Raw genomic sequence first — 19,727 nt, 5'->3', positions numbered from 1 at the left:
GGTCGACCGGTCGGTCAGTCGACGTCGACCCAGTCGAGCGTGCGGGTCACGGCCTTCTTCCACTGGGTGTAACCCGCCTCGCGCTGCTTCTCGTCCCACTGTGGCGACCATCTCCTCGCCTCGTTCCAGTTCTCGACGAGCTCGTCGGTGTTGTTCCAGAAGCCGACGGCCAGGCCGGCGGCGTACGCCGCACCGAGCGCCGTGGTCTCGGCCACGACGGGCCGGCTCACCTCGACGCCGAGGATGTCGGCCTGGATCTGCATGCACAGCTCGTTGGCGGTGACGCCGCCGTCGACCTTGAGCACCTCGAGCCGCACGCCGGAGTCCTTCTCCATGGCCTCGGCTACGTCGCGGCTCTGATAGCAGATCGACTCCAGGGTGGCGCGGGCCAGGTGGGCGTTGGTGTTGAAGCGCGACAAGCCGACGATCGCGCCGCGGGCGTCGGAGCGCCAGTAGGGCGCGAAGAGGCCGGAGAAGGCGGGGACGAAGTAGACGCCGCCGTTGTCCTCGACCTGGCGGGCCAGCGACTCGCTCTGTGCGGCCCCGCTGATGATGCCGAGCTGGTCGCGCAGCCACTGCACGGCCGACCCGGTGACCGCGATCGACCCCTCCAGGGCGTAGACCGGCTTCTCGTCGCCGAACTTGTAGCAGACGGTCGTCAGCAGGCCGGACTTCGAGCGGACGAGCTCGGTGCCGGTGTTGAGGAGCATGAAGTTGCCGGTGCCGTAGGTGTTCTTGGCCTCGCCGGGCTGGAAGCACACCTGGCCCACCGTCGCGGCCTGCTGGTCGCCGAGGATGCCGGTCAGCGGCACCTCACCGCGCAGCGGCCCGTTGGCCCGGGTCGTGCCGTAGCCGCCGGGCTCGCTGGAGGAGCGGATCTCGGGCAGCATCGCGCGCGGGATGTCGAACAGGGCGAGCAGCTCGTCGTCCCACTCGAGGGTCTCGAGGTCCATCAGCATGGTGCGGCTGGCGTTGGTCGGCTCGGTGACGTGGACGCCACCGTCGGTGCCGCCGGTGAGGTTCCAGACCAGCCAGGAGTCGGTGTTGCCGAACAGCGCGTCCCCGGCCTCGGCGGCCTCGCGGACCCCGTCGACGTTCTCGAGGATCCACTGGATCTTGCCGCCGGAGAAGTAGGTCGCCGGGGGCAGCCCCGCCCTGGTGCGGATGAGGTCACCGTGACCGTCGCGCTCGAGCTTGCTCGCGATCCGGTCGGTCCGGGTGTCCTGCCACACGATCGCGTTGTAGTAGGGGCGACCGGTGTTCTTGTCCCACACCACGGTGGTCTCGCGCTGGTTGGTGATGCCGAGGGCGACCAGGTCGCTGGCCGTCAGCTTGGCCTTGCTCAGCCCCGACTGGATCACCGAGCTCGTGCGCTCCCAGATCTCGACCGGATCGTGCTCGACCCACCCGGCCTGCGGCAGGATCTGCTCGTGCTCGAGCTGGTGGCGGGCGATCTCGTTGCCCCCGTGGTCGAAGATCATGAAGCGGGTGCTGGTGGTGCCCTGGTCGACTGCTCCGACGTACTCGGCCATCGTTGTCTCCTTGTCGTGTGCTGCGGGTGAAGGGTGTCGTGGGGTACGCCGGCTCAGCGGTGCGCGTTGGCGGGCTCGCTGACGGCCTCGTCCTCGGCGATGCCGGCGGTCAGGTGCATCTCGATGAGCACCTTGAACAGCGCTCCGCCGATGAGCCCGCCGATGATGGGCGCCACGATCGGCAGCCAGAAGTAGAGATCACCGTTCTGGTCCGACAGCGCGTCGCCGTACCCGGTCATCAACGAGGCGAGCCGCGGGCCCAGGTCTCGAGCCGGGTTGATCGCGTAGCCCGCGTTGGCGCCCCACGCCATCCCGAGGCCGACCACGAGCAGACCGACCACGACCGGGCCGAGGTTGGCCATCGGCGGGTTGTTCCACACGGTGGTGAGCGCGAAGACGACGAAGACGAGGATCGCGGTGCCGACCACCTGGTCGACGAAGGCCGTCGTCATGCTGAAGCCGTCGATCCCGTTGCCGGGCAGCGTGGAGAAGATGCCCTGGGTCTTGATGGTGTGGCCGGGGTCGACGGTGCCGATGAGCTCGGCGTAGCTGATGCGCACGATCAGCGCCGCGACGAAGGCGCCCAGGGTCTGAGCGACCACGTAGGGACCGACCTTGGCCCACGAGAAGCCCTTGAACGCCGCGAGGGCGATGGTGACGGCCGGGTTGAGGTGACCGCCGGACAGGCGCGCGCTGACGTAGACACCGAGGGTGACGCCGATGCCCCACGCCCAGGCGATCGAGTCGTGGTCGCCCAGCGACCCGTCGGTGCTGGTCACTACCTGGGCGACGACCGCGGTGCCGAAGAGGATCAGGATCAGGGTGCCGGCGAACTCGGCACACAGCTCCCCGACCAGTGGATTCCGAGACTTGCTCACGATTTCTCCTCCCGAGAGAGACGCCGCCGTGGCGTCCGTCACACCTTGCCCCGAATCAGCCCCGGGAGAACAGAGCAGACGTTCGGCATTGCCGAACGTCCGTTCGCCAAGACCGAACGCGTAGGGTGACGCGGGTGAGCGGTCCGATCCAGTCCATCGAGCGGGCCGCCGCGGTGCTGCACTTCCTGGGGGCGGTGCCCGAACCGGTGGCGCTGGGCGACCTCGCGCGCGCGCTCGGGCTGCCCAAGCCGACGACGCACGGGATCGTGCGGACCCTGCTCGGGGTCGGCTTCGTCGTCCAGGACCCCGAGAGCGGGCACTACGCGATCGGCGGGGGCCTCACGCGTCTCGGCGAGACGCTCGACCCCCACCTGCTGCGCTCCCGCGCCGCCAACTGGGCCGACGGACTGGCCGCCCGCACCGGCCTCGAGGTGCAGCTCGGCATCCTGTCCGGCTCGGCCGTCGAGCTGCTCCACCACGTCTTCCGCCCCGACGACTCACCGCAGCGGTTGCGCGTCGGCGAGCTGCAACCCCTGCACGCCACGGCCCTGGGGCTGGCGCTGCTCGCCTTCTCCCCCGCGGCCGTGCGACCGCGCGACCTGGTGATGACCGCCTACACCCCGGCGACGGTGACCAGGGCCCTCGACCTGACCAGGGCGGTGCAGCAGACCGCACGGCGCGGTTGGAGCCTCGCCGACGGCACCTACCGCCCGGGCGTGGCGGCCCTGGCCGCGCCCATCCGCCACCACGTCGGTGTCGGGGTCGGGGCCCTGGCCGTCGTCGGGCTGCGCGAACGGGTCCTCACCCCCGCCGGCGAGCCGCTGCCCGGGCTGCTCGAGCAGCTCGTCGCGGCGGGCAGCGCCATCTCCGACCGCCTCGAGGAGCGACTGTGACCCGCCCCGCCACGCCCGACCGCCCCGTCCGGCCCGGCGCCCGGACCCACGTGGCCGCCATCGACCAGGGGACGACGTCGACGCGCTGCCTGATCTTCGACCGCCGTGGCCGGATGGTGGCCGTCGCGCAGCACGAGCACCAGCAGCACTTCCCGCGGCCGGGGTGGGCCGAGCACGACGCCGCCGAGATCTGGGTCAACACCCTGCGGGTGCTGCCCGAGGCGCTCCTGCAGGCCGGGCTGCAGCCCTCCGACCTGGCCGCGGTCGGCATCGCCAACCAGCGCGAGACCACCGTCGTCTGGGACCGCGCGACCGGGCACCCGGTGGCACCGGCCATCACCTGGCAGGACACCCGCACCTCCGAGATGGTCGAGGAGCTCAACCGCGGCCCGTCGGCCGACCTGTTCCGCGAGGTGTGCGGGCTCACCCCGGCCGGCTACTTCGCCGCGCCCCGGCTGCGGTGGTTGCTGGACCACGTGCCCGACCTGCCACGACGCGCCCGCCTCGGCGAGGTCGCCTTCGGCACCGTCGAGAGCTGGTTGATCTGGAACCTCACCGGCGGTCCGGACGGCGGGGTCCACGTCACCGACGTCACCAACGCCAGCCGCACGATGCTGATGGACATCCGCACCCTCGACTGGGACCAGCGGCTGCTCGACGCGCTCGACATCCCCCGCGAGATCCTCCCGGAGATCCGCCCCAACGCCCAGGTCTACGGCACCTGCCGGGTCGGGCTGCCCGGCGTACCGATCGGAGGGGCGTTCGGCGACCAGCAGGCCGCCCTGTTCGGCCAGACCTGCTTCGCCGCCGGCGAGGCCAAGTGCACGTACGGCACCGGAGCGTTCCTGCTGATGAACACCGGCGAGCGCATCGTCACCTCCGACCACGGTCTCATCTCGACCGTGGCCTACGCCCTGGACGACCAGCCGCCCCGCTACGCCATCGAGGGCTCGATCGCCGTGGCCGGCGCACTCGTGCAGTGGTTCCGCGACTCGCTCGAGATGATCCGCTCCGCCCCCGAGATCGAGACCCTCGCGCGCCGCGTCGAGGACAACGGCGGGTGCTACATCGTGCCTGCGTTCGCCGGACTGTTCGCCCCGCGGTGGCAACCGGACGCCCGGGGGGTGGTCGTCGGGCTGACCTCGTTCGTGACCCGCTCGCACCTGGCGCGCGCCGTGCTCGAGGCGACCGCCTGGCAGACCGCCGAGGTCGTCGAGGCCATGGCCGCCGACACGGGGATCGCCTTCACCGGCCTCAAGGTCGACGGCGGCATGACCGCCAACCACCTGCTGATGCAGCAGGTCGCCGACGTGCTGGCCCTCCCCGTCGAGCGCCCCCTGATGGCCGAGTCCGTGTCGCTGGGAGCGGCGTACGCCGCCGGCCTGGCCGTCGACTACTGGCCCGACCTCGAGGTGCTCCGCGACAACTGGCACCAGGCCGCCCGCTGGGAGCCGGCGATGAGTGCGGCGCTGCGCCGGCGCGAGCGCGCCGGCTGGGACCGCGCGGTCGAGCGGACCCTGGGCTGGGTGGTCGACGGCGACCCGGTGACGCCCGCGCGACGCGGGAGCTGAGAGTCGTCGCCCGGCCCCGGGCCGGCCTCAGCCGTCGTTCTTGATGAGCAGCGAGAGCGTGAGAGCGCCGACGGCCACCACGACGGCCGGGGTGGTCAGCACCCCGAACAGCATGTAGCGGGCGAAGCGCCGGGTGCCACCGGCGACCACGAGCACGAGGTTGGCCGCCAGGAGCACCCCCAGCGCCACGAGGAACACCCACGGGTGCGCGCCCACGTCGTAGCCCAGGACGAGGTCGAGGAGCGCGCCGAGCAGACCGAGGACGACCACGACCAGCAGGACCCCGGTGAAGAACCCGGCCAGCGGGGTGAAGACCGGGTGGTCGCGGTGCCAGAAGCGCGGCTGCGCCGCCTCGGCGGACGTGCCGGTCCCCGGTTCGCGGCGGCTCCCCCGTCGGGCACCGCCGCGGCGGCGGTAGGGGTCGGCGGCGGCCTCCCCCTCGTCGGCCGCGTCGGCGTCGTCCGCGGGCTGGGCGCGGACGCCCTCGTCGGTACTCATTGCTGTGATCGTAGGTCCGAGGACCACGGGCTCATGGCCGATCGACGCAGATGACGTCGGGCATCGACAACGCGGCCCACCGGTCGAGGTCGGCCGGGGTGTCGGTCAGCGCGGCGACCAGGACGGTCCAGGCCGTCCCGTGGCCGACCAGCACCACGTCCTCGTGCTCGTGCGCGGCCAGGATCGGTCGGACGGCGCCCACCACCCGCTCCCGGCACTCGGCCAGCGGCTCCCACCCCGGCTCGGCCCGCTCGTCGGGACGCGCGAACGCCCGTCGTACGGCGCCGTCGAAGTCGTCGATCCAGGCGCCGTCACGCTGGTGCTCGCGCAGCCCGTCGACGATGCCGACCTGGGCGTCGGTCAACAGCTGGGAGGTCTCGACCGCCTTGGGCTCCGGGGAGGAGTACCAGGCGACGTCGTGCGGCAACCGGTCGCGCAGCGCCCAGACGTCGTCGTAGCCGGCCGGGTCGAGCGACCAGTCGCTGGCCGGGACCCCGCGCACCGGGAGCGAGAGGCCGTGGCGCACCAGGTGGAGCCGCACCGCCATCAGGTGAAGACGAGGTAGTGCAGCAGCAGCCAGATCGGCGCGATCGTGGCCAGCAACGAGTCGAGCCGGTCCATCAGGCCGCCGTGGCCGGGGATCACCTGGCTCATGTCCTTGATGCCGAGGTCGCGCTTGATCACCGACTCGCACAGGTCGCCCAGGGTCGCCATCACCACGGTGATCAGGCCCAGGAGCAGCCCGACCCACCAGTCGCCGTCGAGCAGGTAGACCACGAGCACCCAGCCGGCCCCCACGCAGGCCAGCAGCGAGCCGGCGAAGCCCTCCCAGGACTTCTTCGGCGAGATGACCGGAGCCATGGGGTGCTTGCCGAAGAGCACGCCGGCGATGTAGCCGCCGATGTCGGAGGAGATGGTGACCAGGATGAAGACGAGGATGCCTTGCACGCCGTCGTCGTCGAGCCCCCCGCCGTCGAGGCCGCCCTCGGCGAGCATGAGGGCGACGAACGAGCCCAGGAACGGCACGTAGACGAGGGTGAAGACCGACGCCGTGGCCGTCTTGACGTAGCCGTCGATGCCGCGGTGCAGCAGCCAGAGCATGAGCGCGAGCGCGGTCACGGCGGTGGCCGTCACCAGGGCGTCGGTGCCCCACACGTAGGCGACCACGACCATGACGGCACCGCCGAGCATCAGCGGCTGCTCGGGCAGGTCGACGTCGTGGGCGAGCAGCCCGCGGCGCAGCTCCCAGATCGCCACGACGAGCGCCACGACGACGATGACCATGAACGCGGTCTTCCACACCGCCAGCGAGGCGGCGATGGCGCCGAGGAGCACGACGGCCGACGCGACGGCGGCCTTGAGGTCGCGTCCGGCCCGCCCGTGGTCCTTCTGGGGCGGGGCTGTGGGACCTGACTCGGTCGTCATCTGGGGCCGGTGCGGGCGTCGAGGTCTCAGACCTCGAGCAGCTCCGCCTCCTTGTTCTTGAGCATCTCGTCGATGGCGTCGGTGTGCTTCTTGGTCACGCCGTCGAGCCGCTTCTCGGCGCCGGTGACGTCGTCCTTGCCGACCTCGCCGTCCTTCTCGAGCTTCTCGAGGTTCTGCTTGGCCGTACGACGCAGGTTGCGCACCGCGATCCGGCCGTCCTCGGCCTTGGTGCGCGCGAGCTTGATGTACTCCTTGCGGCGGTCCTCGGTGAGCTCGGGGAAGACGCAGCGCAGCACCTTGCCGTCGTTGGACGGGTTGACCCCGAGGTCGGAGTCGCGGATGGCCTTCTCGACGGCGTTCATCGCGCCCATGTCGTAGGGCTGGATCATGATGATCCGCGCCTCGGGGGCGGTGAATGACGCCAGCTGCTGCAGCGGCGTCGGCGAGCCGTAGTAGTCGACGAAGATCTTCGAGAACATCGAGGGCGTGGCCCGTCCGGCCCGGATCGCGGCGAACTCCTCGCGGGTCGCCTCGACGGACTTGTCCATCTTGCCGTCGGCCTCGTTGAGGATGTCCTTGATCACGGGTGGTTCCTTTCGGGGTGGTGGTGCTCGGGTAGCGGCCGGTCAGTCGGCGGTGACGAGCGTCCCGATCCTCTCACCCTGCACGGCGCGCAGGATGGTGCCGGGCTCGCCGAGTCCGAAGACGATGAGGGGGAGCTTGTTCTCGCGGGCCAGGGTGAACGCCGTCTGGTCGACGATGCGCAGCCCCTGCTCGATGGCCTGGTCGAAGGTGATCTGCTCGATGCGGGTCGCGGTCGGGTCGACCTTGGGGTCGGCGGTGTAGATGCCGTCGACGCCATTCTTGTCGAAGATGACCACGTCGCAGCGGCTCTCGAGGGCCCGCTGCACCGCGACGGTGTCGGTGGAGAAGAACGGCATGCCCATCCCGGCGCCGAAGATGACGACCCGGCCCTTCTCCATGTGGCGGATGGCGCGCCGCGGGATGTAGGGCTCGGCGACCTGGCCCATCGTGATGGCGGTCTGGACACGGGTGTCGATGCCGAGCTTCTCGAGGAAGTCCTGCAGCGCCAGGCAGTTCATGACGATGCCGAGCATGCCCATGTAGTCGGCCCGGACCCGGTCCATGCCGCGCTGCTGCAGCTCGGCGCCCCGGAAGAAGTTGCCGCCGCCGGTGACCACCGCCACCTGGACGCCGGACTCGGCCACCGCGGCGATCTCGCGGGCGATGCCCTGGACGACGTCGGGGTCGACACCGACCTTGCCGCCGCCGAACACCTCGCCCGAGAGCTTGAGCAGAACTCGCTTGTAGCCGGTCATCGGGCCCTTCCGTCCGTGGGTGCGATCGGGTTGCGATCGGGTGCGAGGCTACCGGCCGACCCGGGCGCGTGCACGGTCAGGGCCGGGCGGCCGCGACGTGGGTCACGTGCCCGGACCCGGGAGAGCACGGCACCCAAAACGCCAGCAGCGCTGCCGCGGGCGGCAGCGCTGCTGGACGGGTCAGGCTGGGACGAGACGTCAGGCGCCGACCTCGAAGCGCGCGAAGCGCTTGAGGGTGGTGCCGGCCTCGTCGAGGACCGCCTTGACGGTCTTCTTGTTCTCGGTCACCGACGCCTGCTCGAGCAGGACGACGTCCTTGAAGAAGCCGTTGAGCCGGCCCTCGGTGATCTTGGCGATGGCCTGCTCGGGCTTGCCCTCCTCGCGCGAGGTCGCCTCGGCGATCTCACGCTCCTTGGCGACGACGTCGGCGGGGACCTCGTCGCGGGTGAGGTACTGCGGGCGCATCGCGGCGACCTGCATGGCGGCGGCGCGAGCGGCGTCGGCGTCGCCGTCGTACTCGACCAGGACACCCACGGCGGGCGGCAGGTCGGCCGCACGCTTGTGCATGTAGGCCACGACGTTGCCGTCGAAGCAGGCGTACTGCCCGAGCTCGATCTTCTCGCCGATGCTCACGGCCAGGGCGTCGACGACCTCACCGACGGTCTGGTCACCGAGCGAGACGGCTCGCAGGGCCGCGACGTCGGCCGGCTTGGCCTGCGACGCCGCGTCGGCGATGCGCTGGGCGGCCGCGACGAAGTCGGCGTTCTTGGCGACGAAGTCGGTCTCGCTCTTGAGCTCGACCAGGACACCGGGCGCGTGGGCCACCAGGCCCGAGGACGCCTCGCGCTCGGCACCGCGCTTGGCCGCCTTGGCCTCGCCCTTGATGCGCAGGGTCTCGACGGCCTTCTCGAAGTCGCCGTCGGTCTCGTCGAGCGCCTTCTTGCAGTCCATCATCCCGGCGCCGGTCTGCTCACGCAGCCGCTTGACGTCGGCAGCGGTGAAAGCCATGGGTACTCCTTCGTACGAGTGGTTGAGGCAGGGGGTGGGTCAGGACTCGGTGGTCGCCTCGGCCGGAGCCTCGGTCGGGACCGCGGAGTCGGCGGGGGCCTCGGTGACCTCGGCGGCCGGCGCCTCGGCCGACTCGGCGACCTCGGTGGCGGCAGCGCCCTCGGAGGAGGCACCGGTTGCCTCGGAGGCAGCGGCCTCGGGCTCGGCGGAGGTCGCGGACTCGGCGGCCTGAGCGGCGTCACCGGTCAGCAGCTCGCGCTCCCACGCGGCCAGCGGCTCCTCGGCGGCAGCAGCGGCACCCTCGCCGGACTTGGCGCCCGAGCGGGAGATGAGGCCTTCGGCCACGGCGTCGGCGATCACGCGGGTCAGCAGGCCGACGGCGCGGATGGCGTCGTCGTTGCCCGGGATCGGGAAGTCGACCTCGTCGGGGTCGCAGTTGGTGTCGAGGATGCCGATGATCGGGATCCGCAGCTTGCGGGCCTCCTCGACCGCCAGGTGCTCCTTCTTGGTGTCGACGATCCACACCGCGGAGGGGGTGCGGGTCATCTCGCGGATGCCGCCCAGGGTCTTGTCGAGCTTGTCGCGCTCCCGCTTCATCTGCAGGAGCTCCTTCTTGGTGCGACCCGAGCCCGCGACGTTGTCGAAGTCGAGCTCGTCGAGCTCCTTGAGGCGGTTGATCCGCTGGTGCACGGTCTGGAAGTTGGTGAGCATGCCACCGAGCCAGCGCTGGTTGACGTAGGGCATGCCCACGCGGGTCGCCTGCTCGGCGATCGCCTCCTGCGCCTGCTTCTTGGTGCCGACGAACATCACGGTGCCGCCCTTGGCGACGGTCTCCTTGATGAACGCGTACGAGCGGTCGATGTAGGCCAGCGACTGCTGCAGGTCGATGATGTAGATGCCGTTGCGCTCGGTCATGATGAAGCGCTTCATCTTGGGGTTCCAGCGACGGGTCTGGTGCCCGAAGTGGACGCCGCTCTCGAGGAGCTGGCGCATGGTCACGACTGCCATGGAGGTTCTCTTCCGTTGTGGACGCACCGCCGTGCGCGTGCCCTTCGACTGCCCACGCCGTGCCTGCGTGCAGGCGGTGACGTGTCCAGCAGGGCACACCGGTGGTGGGTCCGGGTTGTTTTCAGTTCGACGCCGCGGACGGGTGCCCTTGGCCCTGACGCCCTCGCGTGACCCGACCGGCCCGGACGTGGTGACCGGGCGGGACTGAGGGCCGACGCCCACGACGACCCGTGGTGGGTCCTCGTGGTGAGAGGGCGTGCGAATTCCACTCCGGAGAGTGGTGGCCACAGCCTACGGGAGCCTGGCGTCACCTCGCGAATCCACCGACCTACGACCCGGAGTCGTCCACAGCCCGGCCCTCAGGTCCGTGGTCCACAGGCCCCCGGTCGAGCTCGGCCCGGGTGTCGTCGTCGCCGCCGACGATGGGCGCATGACCCGTTACCATCCCCCCGCCCACCGGGCCCGGGCCCTGCGGAGCGCCACCGTCGTCCTGGCCGTCCTCTGGTCGCTGCTCGTCGTGGGCGCGACGGGGGCGGCCGGCGCACCACAGGGCCCGGACCCGGTCGGGGTGTGGCCGGTGCAGCCGGAGCCCGAGGTCGTCAGAGCGTTCGATCCACCCGCGGGACCCTACGCCGCCGGTCACCGCGGGGTCGACCTGCGCGGCACGGTCGGCCAGGTGGTGCACACGGCGCTGGCCGGCACCGTCTCCTACGCCGGTGCGTTGGCCGGCCGCGGCGTGGTCGTCGTGACCCACGGCCACACCCGCACGACCTACCAGCCGGTGGCCGCCACGGTCGCCGTCGGCGACCGGCTCCCCCGGGGCGCCCCGATCGGCACCCTGCAGCTGCCGACGTCCCACTGCTTCCCTCGGGCCTGCCTCCACTGGGGGTGGATCGAGGGGGCCTCGACCTACCTCGACCCGCTCCGGCTGGTGGGGGCCGGCCCGGTGCGGCTGTTGCCACTCTGGCGTGACCCGCCGTCGCCCGTGCCGCAGGACCCACCCGAGCCACCAGACCCGCGTACGGCCGCGGCCACCACGCTGCAGCGGCTGCTCGACTGGTTCTGAGCGTCAGTGGCCGTCGGCCGCGACCTCGGGCGCGGCCTCGGGTGTGGCACCGACCGGCCGGGTCGGCAGGCTGCCGCTGAGAGCGAGAGCGACCAGGGCCAGCACGGCGAGCACCGACAGCGCGGCACGCAGGGCATCGAGGCGGGCGGTGGCGTTCTCCTCCTCGATCGCCGACGCCGTGCTGCCGGTGACGCCCGCCTCGTCGAGCGCGGTCTTCAGGTCGGCGTCGGAGATGAAGGGGACCCCTCCGGACAACGAGGTCTGGGCCTGGTCGACGAGGCTCTGCGGGACGTCGGGGTTGTCGGCCACGCCGGTGAAGAACGACGCGGTCAGCGCCGACATCAGCACGGCACCGGCCAGCGCGGTGCCGAGGGAGATGCCCAGGTTGGAGAAGGTGTTCTGCAGACCGCCGACCTCGCTGCTGAGCTCGTCGGGCTGCGACGACACGGTGACCGCCCCGAGCTGCGAGGCCAGGGCGCCGATGCCGAGCCCGGCCAGGATCATCGGCCAGGTGACGATCTCGGGTCCGGCGCCGGCCTCGAGGGCGCCGACGAAGACGACCAGGCCACCGAAGAGCGCGAGGAAACCGATCCGGGCGACCAGGCGCGGCGAGGCCCGCGGCCAGAGCTTGGGGATCACCACGGCGGCGAGCACCAGGGTGATCGACAGGGGCAGGATGCGCACCCCGGTGTCGATGGCGTTGAGCCCGAGCGCGATCGACAGGTAGAGCGGCACCGCGAAGAAGAGGCCGGCCTGCAGCAGGTACTGGAAGAAGAAGGCGACCAGACCCGTGCGCAGCAGCTTGACCCGCAGCATGGCCGGGTCGAGCAGGGCCGGGCGGCCGGCGTCGCGCTGGCGCCTCTCCCAGGCCAGGAAGCCCAGCAGCACCACGCCGCCGCCGAGGACCAGCCAGACCACCGGCGACAACCCGAGCCAGGTGGGCGCCTCGGGCTTGGGCAGCAGGAAGCCCCAGGTGCCCGAGCGCAGCACGCCGTAGACGAGCAGCCCGAGCCCGAGGGCCGACAGCCCGGTGCCGACGGGGTCGAGGCGCGCCTGCTCGTCCTTGGGCGTGTCCGCCGTACGCCGGTTGAGCAGCAGGACCCCGCCGATCACCAGGGCCTCGCACACGAACACGTAGCGCCACGACCAGTAGGTGGTGAACAGGCCGCCGATCAGGGGCCCGACCCCGACGGCGATCGCCCCGCCCGCGGCGACCACCCCGAACGCCCTGGGCCGCTCGGGCTTGGCGAAGTTGGAGGCCACCAGGGCCACGACCGCCGGCATCACGAGGGTGGCCCCGAGCCCCTCGAGCACCGACCAGCCGAGGATCAGCACGGTCAGGTTGGGCGAGGCCGCGGTGACCAGCGACCCGCAGGCGTAGATGACGCACCCGATCGAGAAGGCACGCTTGCGCCCCAGGATCGCGCCCATCCGCCCACCGGTGATCATCAGCGCCGCCATCACCAGCGTGTAGAGGGTGATGGCGGTCTGGATGCCGGTGACGGTGGTGCCGAGGTCGCTGGCGACCGTCGCGATCGACACGTTCATGACCGACGCGTCGAGGATCATCACGAACTGCGCGGCCGCCAGCGTGAGCAGCACCGCCTGGGCGGCCCCGGCCTGCGAGGGGCCGGCCGTCGCCGCCGGCGCGCTCGTCCCCCGGTCCTGCTGACTAGATCGTCGAGTCGATCTCGGCCAGGTCGTCCTCGAGCGTGAGGTCGGTGGTGTCGGCGGCGGCGGCGATGTTGAGCAGGTACGACGAGGGCGGGGCCCCCACCGCGGCCAGCGCCGCGAACCGCACCATCATCAGCTCGCGCGCGCCGAGGTGGGCACGCGTGACGGAGGCGACGGTCATGTCCTGGATCGCGTCGAGCAGCGGGTGCTCCTCGGTCATGGGGTTGGCCATGGGGTTCTTCCTGTCTGTCGGTCCGAGGCGGGTCCCGAGACGCGCCACCAGCTCCTCGGGGTGCGCTGGCGCTCCCCCACCGTCGGCCCGGTCCTCCACCCCGCACCAGGGTCGGAAGGCCCGTCCGCCACCGGTCCCCCACTGGGCGGCGGCTCGGCAGCGGCCGAGCGCCAGCTGCGTCAGGCGCGGGGGTGCGCCTGCTGGTAGGCGCGGCGCAGCCGGTCGGTGGTGACGTGGGTGTAGCGCTGGGTCGTCGCGAGCGAGGCGTGGCCCAGCAGCTCCTGCACCGAGCGCAGGTCGGCACCCCCCTCGAGCAGGTGGGTGGCCGCGCTGTGCCGGAGGCCGTGGGGCCCGATGTCGGGTGCGCCGGGCACCTCGGCGATGCGCCGGTGCACCAGCGTGCGCACCGCACGCTGGTCGATCCGGCGCCCTCGAGCACCCAGGAACAGTGCGCCCCCGGCGCCGTCGGCGACGAGCAGCGGCCGCCCCTGCCGCACCCAGAAGTCGAGCGCGCGTGCGGCCGGACGGCCGAACGGGACCATGCGCTCCTTGCGACCCTTGCCGAGCACCCGCACCACGTTGCGCTCACGGTCGACGTCGTCGACGTCGAGGCCCACGAGCTCGCCGACGCGGATGCCGGTGGCGTAGAGGACCTCGAGCATCGCGACGTCACGCAGGCCGAGCGCGCTGCCGTCGTCGGCGACCGCCACGGCCGCGGCGATCAGGTCGCTGGCCTCGTCGGCGCGCAGCACCGCCGGCAGCGTGCGGTGGGCCTTGGGTGAGCCGAGGCTCGCCCCGACGTCGGTCGGTGCGCGACCGCTGCGGGCCAACCATGCGGTGAAGACCCGGGCTGCGGTGGCGCGTCGGGCCACGGTGGTCCGCGAGCGGCCCATGCTCTGCTGCTGGGCCAGCCAGCTGCGCAGCGTGCGGAGGTCGAGCTGGGCCGGATCGGTCTGGCCGAGCCGTCGGGCGTGCTCGAGGATGCCGGTCACGTCGCCGAGGTAGGCCCGCACCGTGTGGGCGGTCAGGTCGCGCTCGGCGACGAGGTGGCGCTCGTAGTCGGCGAGGACGCGCGCCATCGGCTCCGGCAGGAGGTCCTGCTCGGGTGGGGCCGGGTCGTCGCTCACGCCCCGATCGTAGGAGCCCGGGCCGCGGTCATGGCCGAGCGAGCTCGGTGAGCCGCCAGCCGTCGAGGGCGCCCTCGACGAAACCGGACTCCTCGAGCGCCCCCAGGGCTCCTCGCACCTCGCGCAGCCCCAGCCCCGCTGCTCGGGCGATCGAGTCGGAGCCGGCACCCGAGGCCGCGGGGACCGCGTCGAGCACCTGGCGCTGACGGGGGGTGAGCCGGTCCCGCGCGGTCTCCTCGGCCCGGGCCGGCTCGACGAGGTGGGTGCCGGCGGGCGACACGAGCTCGAGTACGTCGGCGCCGCGGGTGACCAGCGACATGGTGCCGCTGCGCAGGTGCTCGTTGACCCCGGCCGACGAGCCGCTGGTGACCGGGCCGGGGACGCCCATCAGGGTGCGGTTGAGCCGGGTCGCCCAGTTGGCGGTGTTGAGCGCGCCGCTGCGCACGGCGGCCTCGACCACGACGGTGCCCAGCGAGAGCGCCGCGATCAGCCGGTTGCGCGCCAGGAACCGGATGCGGTGGGGCGCACAGCCCGGGGCCGCCTCGGACACCACCGCCCCGGTACGGGCGATGTGGTCGAACATCGCCTCGTGGGCCGCGGGGTAGACCCGGTCGGCACCGCACGCGACGACCGCGACGGTCGGGGCGCCCGTGCTGACCGCTCCCCGGTGGGCGGCCCGGTCGATGCCGAAGGCCCCGCCGGACACGACGGTGTGTCCCGCGGTCGCGACCGTGGCCGCGATCTCGCCGGCGACGTCGTCGCCGTAGGCGGTGGCCGCCCGCGAGCCGACCACGGCGACCGAGGCCGCGAGACCACCGAGGTGGAAGGGGCCCTTGACCCACAGCCCGACCGGGACGCCGCCACGCTCGTGGAGGGAACCGGCCGCAGCGAGGTCGTCGAGCTGCGTGGGCCACTCGTCGTCGCCGGGCACGACGAACCGCAGGCCGATGCGTTCGGCGCGCTCCAGGTCGCGCGCCGGGTCGACCGCGGCCAGGCGTGCGGCGACGTCGGTGCCCAGGCCGTCGAGGTCGGTCTCGGCGAGCAGCAGCTCGTGGAGCCGGACCGGGCCGAGCTCGGCGACCAGCCCGGTCATCCGGGTCTCGCCCGGCTCACCGAGGCGGTTGAGCGCGACCCGCGCGAGACGCTCCTGCTCGGGGACGCTCATCCGGCGGCCCGCCGCGAGGTCGTGGCGACGGCGAGGGGGTCACCCTTGCGCAGCTGGAGCGCGACCGCCACCTGGGCGACCCCCGGCACCACGTCGCGACCCGACACGACCGAGGCCAGGTCGGCCAGGCTCCACGCCAGTCGCTGGACACGGACGGCGCCTCGGCTGCTGATCCGGCCGTCGTAGAGGTCGCGGTCGACCATCCGTTGGCCGGCCTCGCTCAACGGCCAGCGGTCACGTAGCAGCGGGCCGGGGACGTGGGCGTTGAGTCGCCAGCTGCAGTCGGCGTACCGCTGCAGCTGACGGGCCCGGGCGGCGGCGATCCGCTCGCGCACCTCGGCCGAGGTCTCGGCCGGGGTGAACGGGTCGTGCTGGTCGTGGCGCAGCGGCCCGACGTAGCGGGTGATGTCGATCCGGTCGGCGAGCGGGCCGGTGAGCTTGTTGCGATAGTCGCGCAGCTGGGGCACCTTGCACGTGCAACGGTTCTTGGCGGTCTCGGCGGACCACTCGCCGCACGGGCACGGGTTGCAGGCCAGCACGAGCATGCCGCGCGCCGGCAGCGTGACGGACTCGTCGGCGCGGGCCACCGTGATGTCGCCGCTCTCGAGGGGTTGGCGCAGCGCCTCGATGATGTCGTGGCGAAACAGCGGGAACTCGTCGAGGAACAGGACGCCGGCATGGGCGCGGCTGATCTCGCCGGGCCGCACCTGCCCGGTGCCGCCACCGATGAGGCTGGACTTGCTGGCGTCGTGGTGGGGTGCGGAGAAGGGTGGGCGGGTGATCAGGCCGTCACCGGGCTCGAGGACGCCGGCCAGCGAGTGGACCGCGGTCAGCTCGAGCGACTCCTCGGGGCCCAGGTCGGGCAGCAGTCCGGGGATGCGCTCGGCCAGGCTGGTCTTGCCGGCGCCCTTGGGACCGGACAGCAGCAGCGCGTGGCCGCCGGCCGCGGCGACCTCGGCGGCGTACTTGGCGTCGGTCATGCCCCGCAGGTCGGCCAGGTCGACCTCGTCGAGACGTCCCTCCCCGCGCCAGGAGAGCAGCCGTGCCCCGCTCATCGGGGCGACCGGTGGCGCTTCCGGCACGGGTTCGCCGCACAGCTCGGCGACGACCTGGGACAGCGACCGCATGCCGAAGACCGCCATGCCCGGGACCATCGCGGCCTCGCGGGCCTGTGGCTCGGGCACGAACACGTGCCGCACGCCGCGGCTGGCGGCCGCCAGCACCATCGGCAGCACGCCCGGGACGCTGCGCAGGCCACCGTCGAGGGTCAGCTCGCCGATGAACGCGGTGTCGACCAGCGCGCTGGTCGGGACCACGCCGTCGGCGGCGAGGATGGCCACGGCGACCGGGAGGTCGAAGTGGGGTCCGCGCTTGACCAGGTCGGCCGGGGACAGCAGCACGGTGACCCGACGGGTCGTCGCGGGCCAGACGTGGTCGCTGTTGACGATCGCCATGCGGCATCGGTCGCCCGCCTCGCGCAACGACTGGTCGGGCCGGCCGACGATCACGAAGTGGGAGCCGCCGGGCGAGACGTCGGCCTGGACGTCGACGAGGTGGCCGAGCGCACCGTGGAGGGACACCGTGCGGGCGGTGGCGAACGGCATCAGCACAGCCCCCGCACGTGCTCGACGACCGCAGCACCCCGCGGCGGGCGCAGCACGGCGACGAGGTCGACCCGCGTCTCGGCCGGTCGGACGCCGCGCGCCTGGGCCCACCGCTGCCCGAGCCGGTGGAGGCGGTCGAGCTTGTCGTCGGTGATCGCCTCGTGCGGGGTGCCGCTGCGCACGCTGCTGCGGGTCTTGACCTCGCACACCACGAGGACGGCGCCCTCGCGCAGCACCAGGTCGATCTCGCCCTCGTCGCAGCGCCAGTTGCGGTCGAGCACCAGCAACCCGGCCTCGACCAGGTGGCGCTCGGCCACCGCCTCGCCGTAGGCCCCCAGGGCGGTCCTGCTGGCCGCGGTGGCGGGGCCCGTCTGTCTCGTCGTCATCTGCTGACCTCCTGGGGCCAGCGTGATGTGGGACAAGGACGTTCACGTGGGTCGAGGCCGCACCTTGTGGACAACGAGCATGACGGTGTCCTTGTGGACAACTCCTGGTCGGGCCGACGAACTCCGGTCCGGCCTCCGGCGCTCAGCCCCGAAGCGCGGGACTGTCACACACCAGGCGAGGACCCAGGATGAAGACATCAGCACCGCCCAGGCCGACACCGAGCAGGCCGCCGAGCGGGCTGAGCGCCGAGCTGTTGACGGCGTTCACCAACGGGGTGACCAGCTGCGCCACGGTGTCGTCGAGGATCGAGGTGCTCGTGCTCGACGAGAGGGTCCCGCTGAGCGTCGTCGCAGTGATGGTCACGGCGGAGGTGCTGGTCGATGTCGAGTTGAGGGCCAGCTGACCGGTTCCGCTCGAGTAGGCCGTGTCGAAGCTGCTGGGCGGGATCGTGACTGTGACCGAGTTGGTCCGAGACGCCGAGTCACTGCGCACCGTCATGGTCGCGTCGATGGTGAAACTGGTGAGTCCGATGATGCCCAAGAGCTGGATCTTGCCGGAGATCCGGATCGGTACCGTGAGGACCGCGCTCAGGGCGCCGCTGGTGACTCCGACTGTGGCACCGAAGGACGTGTTCGTAGACGCGGCGTCGGTGCTGGGGCAGGTCACGTCGTCCAGCGATCCCGTGGATTTGGCGAGGTCGACCTCCAGCTTGACCTTCGAGCCCGGCGGGCTGCTGACCGTCACGTTGGCGAGGCCCAGGGGTGCGTCGACGAGCGAGATCGGGTTGATGCCGCCCTGGACCACCAGGTGAGCCTGGGACGTGTCGACCGTGGTCGAGCCCCGGAAACCGCACTTCGTCCTGGCTCCCTCGATGAGGCTGAGTGAGGTGGTCGCGTTGAGGAGTCCGAGGTTGGCCCCCAGTCCGGGAACGCTCAGCAAGGAGCTGCCATTGATCAAGAAGGCCCCGCCCGCGACGAGGTCGAGCACGTTGAGATTGGCCGCTAGGGCTGAGCTCGACCCGGCAGCCACCCCGATCAGCGTGCCGACATTGACCACCTGGCTTGCCTGGGCGCCCAGTGTCGTCGACAAGCTCGTCAACGTCGCGGCGGCGGCGCTGTTGCCGCTCTGGTTGAGCACCGTCGCCGCCGCACTGACCAACTGGCCATAGGTCACGGTCGCTGTGGTCAGCTGGGTCGGACTGCCGAGGCCGAGTGCCGTGGCCAGGGCACCTGTCGACACCGTCGACGTGGCCAGGCCCTGGTAGCCGACCGCGGTGATGTTGACGCCGAGCTGGCTGAGCAGGGAGGACAACAACGCGCTCTGACCGGACTGGACCGAGGCGGCATAGGAACCGAGTTTGATGCAGGCCTGGCGACGCTGTGTCGCGACCGCCGACCGCGTGGCACTGCCTCTGCTGGCGATCACCGGGATCGAGAACCCCACGCTGCTCGAGGCCGTGACGCGGACCGCGGTCGGGATGTCGGTCCCGGTGAAGACCGTGAAGACGCCCGAGTCACTCACCTCGCCGACCTCGGCGGTCACTGACGGGGTGGCTCCCAGGGTCGAGGAGTTGCGGGCGACCGACGCGGTCAGGGCGGCCTGCCACGACGCGCTGGCGAGTACGACCGAGGCCCTACGGCCGTCGAGCTGGCGCGACATGTCGAACGACACGACATCAGCGAGGGCCTGCATGTCGCGCCGCACGATGCGTTGCATGCCCAGGTCGACCACGAACGAGGTCATCATCACGAGCACCAAGGACATGACGGCGGCGAGGATCGCGACGGAGCCACGTTCGTCAAGGCACCGTCGCCGGCTGAGCGCCACCATCAGTTCACCTGCGTCGAAGCGGCGTAGGAGAGGCTGCTGGGCAAGGTGAAGCCGAAGAGCGTGGGCACCAACGGGTGGTCCCGGTAGCTGTAGTCGAGCGAGACGGTCGCGCAGTTCACCGTGGTCTGGCCCACACACGGGGCCACGGTGATGATGCAGGTACCGGCCACGGTCGACCCTCTCTTGAGATCAGACCCGACACAGGTCACCCCGAACGAGCTCAGCGAGTTGTTGACCCCGGCCCGTGCCGCGTCGGCCTGCTGGGCGGCGGTCACCGTGGAACTGACGGGCAGGACGGCCACCGCTCGGGAACCCTCGGCGGCGGCTTGGCTCATCGACTGCCGGAACGCGAGCATGAAGCCATAGCTGATGATGCCGAAGAGGATGAGCAGCAGGACGGGTGCCACCAGCGCGAACTCGACCGCGGCCGCGCCACGGTCCTCGGGGCGCCGACTGACCAGGCGTCGCACCATCTGCTCCTACGTGGGG

Annotated in this window: 20 protein-coding genes; 3 read left to right on the top strand and 17 right to left on the bottom strand. The window is 71.9% G+C overall.

What is annotated here, in order from left to right; all coding sequences use genetic code 11:
• Positions 1 to 14 precede the first annotated feature (14 nt).
• Both glpK (FZC61_RS12450) and FZC61_RS12445 read right to left on the bottom strand, forming a co-directional pair.
• Entirely contained in the window at positions 15 to 1,532 is a 1,518-nt protein-coding gene (gene glpK, locus FZC61_RS12450) for a glycerol kinase GlpK (RefSeq protein ID WP_148614513.1), read from the bottom strand.
• A 53-nt stretch (positions 1,533 to 1,585) separates the two neighbouring features.
• The gene (locus FZC61_RS12445) at positions 1,586 to 2,410 is read right to left on the bottom strand and encodes an MIP/aquaporin family protein (RefSeq protein ID WP_148614512.1); all 825 of its coding nucleotides are present in this window, start codon (positions 2,408 to 2,410) and stop codon (positions 1,586 to 1,588) included.
• Positions 2,411 to 2,544: 134 nt separating this feature from the next.
• On the opposite strand from FZC61_RS12445, the gene FZC61_RS12440 reads away from it, so the two are divergent.
• Both FZC61_RS12440 and glpK (FZC61_RS12435) read left to right on the top strand, forming a co-directional pair.
• Positions 2,545 to 3,303, top strand: coding sequence for an IclR family transcriptional regulator (locus tag FZC61_RS12440; protein WP_170286090.1), 759 nt, complete (start codon positions 2,545 to 2,547; stop codon positions 3,301 to 3,303).
• Positions 3,300 to 4,874: a glycerol kinase GlpK gene (glpK, locus tag FZC61_RS12435; RefSeq protein ID WP_148614510.1), complete on the top strand. Its 1,575-nt coding sequence runs from the start codon at positions 3,300 to 3,302 to the stop codon at positions 4,872 to 4,874. The genes FZC61_RS12440 and glpK (FZC61_RS12435) overlap by 4 nt, the downstream gene beginning before the upstream one ends.
• A gap of 27 nt (positions 4,875 to 4,901) precedes the next feature.
• Here the strand turns inward: glpK (FZC61_RS12435) and FZC61_RS12430 are convergent, their stop codons facing one another.
• From FZC61_RS12430 to rpsB, 7 genes are all read right to left on the bottom strand, one after another.
• Entirely contained in the window at positions 4,902 to 5,372 is a 471-nt protein-coding gene (locus FZC61_RS12430; protein WP_148614509.1) for a hypothetical protein, read from the bottom strand.
• A 31-nt stretch (positions 5,373 to 5,403) separates the two neighbouring features.
• Positions 5,404 to 5,919: a histidine phosphatase family protein gene (locus tag FZC61_RS12425; RefSeq protein WP_148614508.1), complete on the bottom strand. Its 516-nt coding sequence runs from the start codon at positions 5,917 to 5,919 to the stop codon at positions 5,404 to 5,406.
• Positions 5,919 to 6,797, bottom strand: coding sequence for a phosphatidate cytidylyltransferase (locus FZC61_RS12420; protein WP_148614507.1), 879 nt, complete (start codon positions 6,795 to 6,797; stop codon positions 5,919 to 5,921). Before FZC61_RS12420 ends, FZC61_RS12425 begins: the two co-directional genes overlap by 1 nt.
• A 26-nt stretch (positions 6,798 to 6,823) precedes the next feature.
• Positions 6,824 to 7,378, bottom strand: coding sequence for a ribosome recycling factor (frr, locus tag FZC61_RS12415; protein WP_211357234.1), 555 nt, complete (start codon positions 7,376 to 7,378; stop codon positions 6,824 to 6,826).
• A gap of 45 nt (positions 7,379 to 7,423) precedes the next feature.
• Complete coding sequence (gene pyrH / locus FZC61_RS12410; protein WP_148614505.1) at positions 7,424 to 8,137, bottom strand: UMP kinase; 714 nt, start codon at positions 8,135 to 8,137, stop codon at positions 7,424 to 7,426.
• 198 nt (positions 8,138 to 8,335) lie between these two features.
• Positions 8,336 to 9,145, bottom strand: a complete 810-nt coding sequence (tsf, locus tag FZC61_RS12405) for a translation elongation factor Ts (protein ID WP_148614504.1) — start codon at positions 9,143 to 9,145, stop codon at positions 8,336 to 8,338.
• A 39-nt stretch (positions 9,146 to 9,184) separates the two neighbouring features.
• Positions 9,185 to 10,153, bottom strand: a complete 969-nt coding sequence (rpsB, locus tag FZC61_RS12400) for a 30S ribosomal protein S2 (protein WP_148614503.1) — start codon at positions 10,151 to 10,153, stop codon at positions 9,185 to 9,187.
• 430 nt (positions 10,154 to 10,583) lie between these two features.
• Between rpsB and FZC61_RS12395 the strand changes: the two genes are divergently transcribed.
• Positions 10,584 to 11,219, top strand: coding sequence for a M23 family metallopeptidase (locus FZC61_RS12395; protein WP_148614502.1), 636 nt, complete (start codon positions 10,584 to 10,586; stop codon positions 11,217 to 11,219).
• 3 nt (positions 11,220 to 11,222) lie between these two features.
• Here FZC61_RS12395 and FZC61_RS12390 read toward each other — a convergent pair whose 3' ends face one another.
• From FZC61_RS12390 to FZC61_RS12360, 8 genes are all read right to left on the bottom strand, one after another.
• On the bottom strand, positions 11,223 to 12,821 hold the full coding sequence (locus tag FZC61_RS12390; RefSeq protein ID WP_148614501.1) for an MFS transporter: 1,599 nt from the start codon (positions 12,819 to 12,821) through the stop codon (positions 11,223 to 11,225).
• A 70-nt stretch (positions 12,822 to 12,891) separates the two neighbouring features.
• Positions 12,892 to 13,125: a hypothetical protein gene (locus FZC61_RS12385; protein ID WP_148614500.1), complete on the bottom strand. Its 234-nt coding sequence runs from the start codon at positions 13,123 to 13,125 to the stop codon at positions 12,892 to 12,894.
• A 179-nt stretch (positions 13,126 to 13,304) separates the two neighbouring features.
• The gene (locus FZC61_RS12380) at positions 13,305 to 14,204 is read right to left on the bottom strand and encodes a tyrosine recombinase XerC (RefSeq protein WP_148614579.1); all 900 of its coding nucleotides are present in this window, start codon (positions 14,202 to 14,204) and stop codon (positions 13,305 to 13,307) included.
• Positions 14,205 to 14,280: 76 nt separating this feature from the next.
• Complete coding sequence (dprA, locus tag FZC61_RS12375) at positions 14,281 to 15,417, bottom strand: DNA-processing protein DprA (protein WP_148614499.1); 1,137 nt, start codon at positions 15,415 to 15,417, stop codon at positions 14,281 to 14,283.
• Positions 15,414 to 17,021, bottom strand: coding sequence for a YifB family Mg chelatase-like AAA ATPase (locus tag FZC61_RS12370; protein WP_148614498.1), 1,608 nt, complete (start codon positions 17,019 to 17,021; stop codon positions 15,414 to 15,416). Before FZC61_RS12370 ends, dprA begins: the two co-directional genes overlap by 4 nt.
• A complete protein-coding gene (locus tag FZC61_RS12365) occupies positions 17,021 to 17,407 on the bottom strand; it encodes a YraN family protein (RefSeq protein ID WP_148614497.1) in 387 nt (128 codons plus the stop codon). The genes FZC61_RS12370 and FZC61_RS12365 overlap by 1 nt, the downstream gene beginning before the upstream one ends.
• Positions 17,408 to 17,549: 142 nt before the next feature.
• On the bottom strand, positions 17,550 to 19,238 hold the full coding sequence (locus FZC61_RS23680; RefSeq protein WP_281289819.1) for a pilus assembly protein TadG-related protein: 1,689 nt from the start codon (positions 19,236 to 19,238) through the stop codon (positions 17,550 to 17,552).
• A complete protein-coding gene (locus FZC61_RS12360; protein WP_170286089.1) occupies positions 19,238 to 19,708 on the bottom strand; it encodes a TadE/TadG family type IV pilus assembly protein in 471 nt (156 codons plus the stop codon). Before FZC61_RS12360 ends, FZC61_RS23680 begins: the two co-directional genes overlap by 1 nt.
• Between the last annotated feature and the right edge of the window lie 19 nt (positions 19,709 to 19,727).

The sequence above is a fragment of the Nocardioides rubriscoriae genome (assembly GCF_008087085.1).
Taxonomy (GTDB): Bacteria; Actinomycetota; Actinomycetes; order Propionibacteriales; family Nocardioidaceae; genus Nocardioides; species Nocardioides rubriscoriae.
Note: the sequence above shows the minus strand (reverse complement) of the source record. Positions and strands in the feature narration are given on the sequence as shown.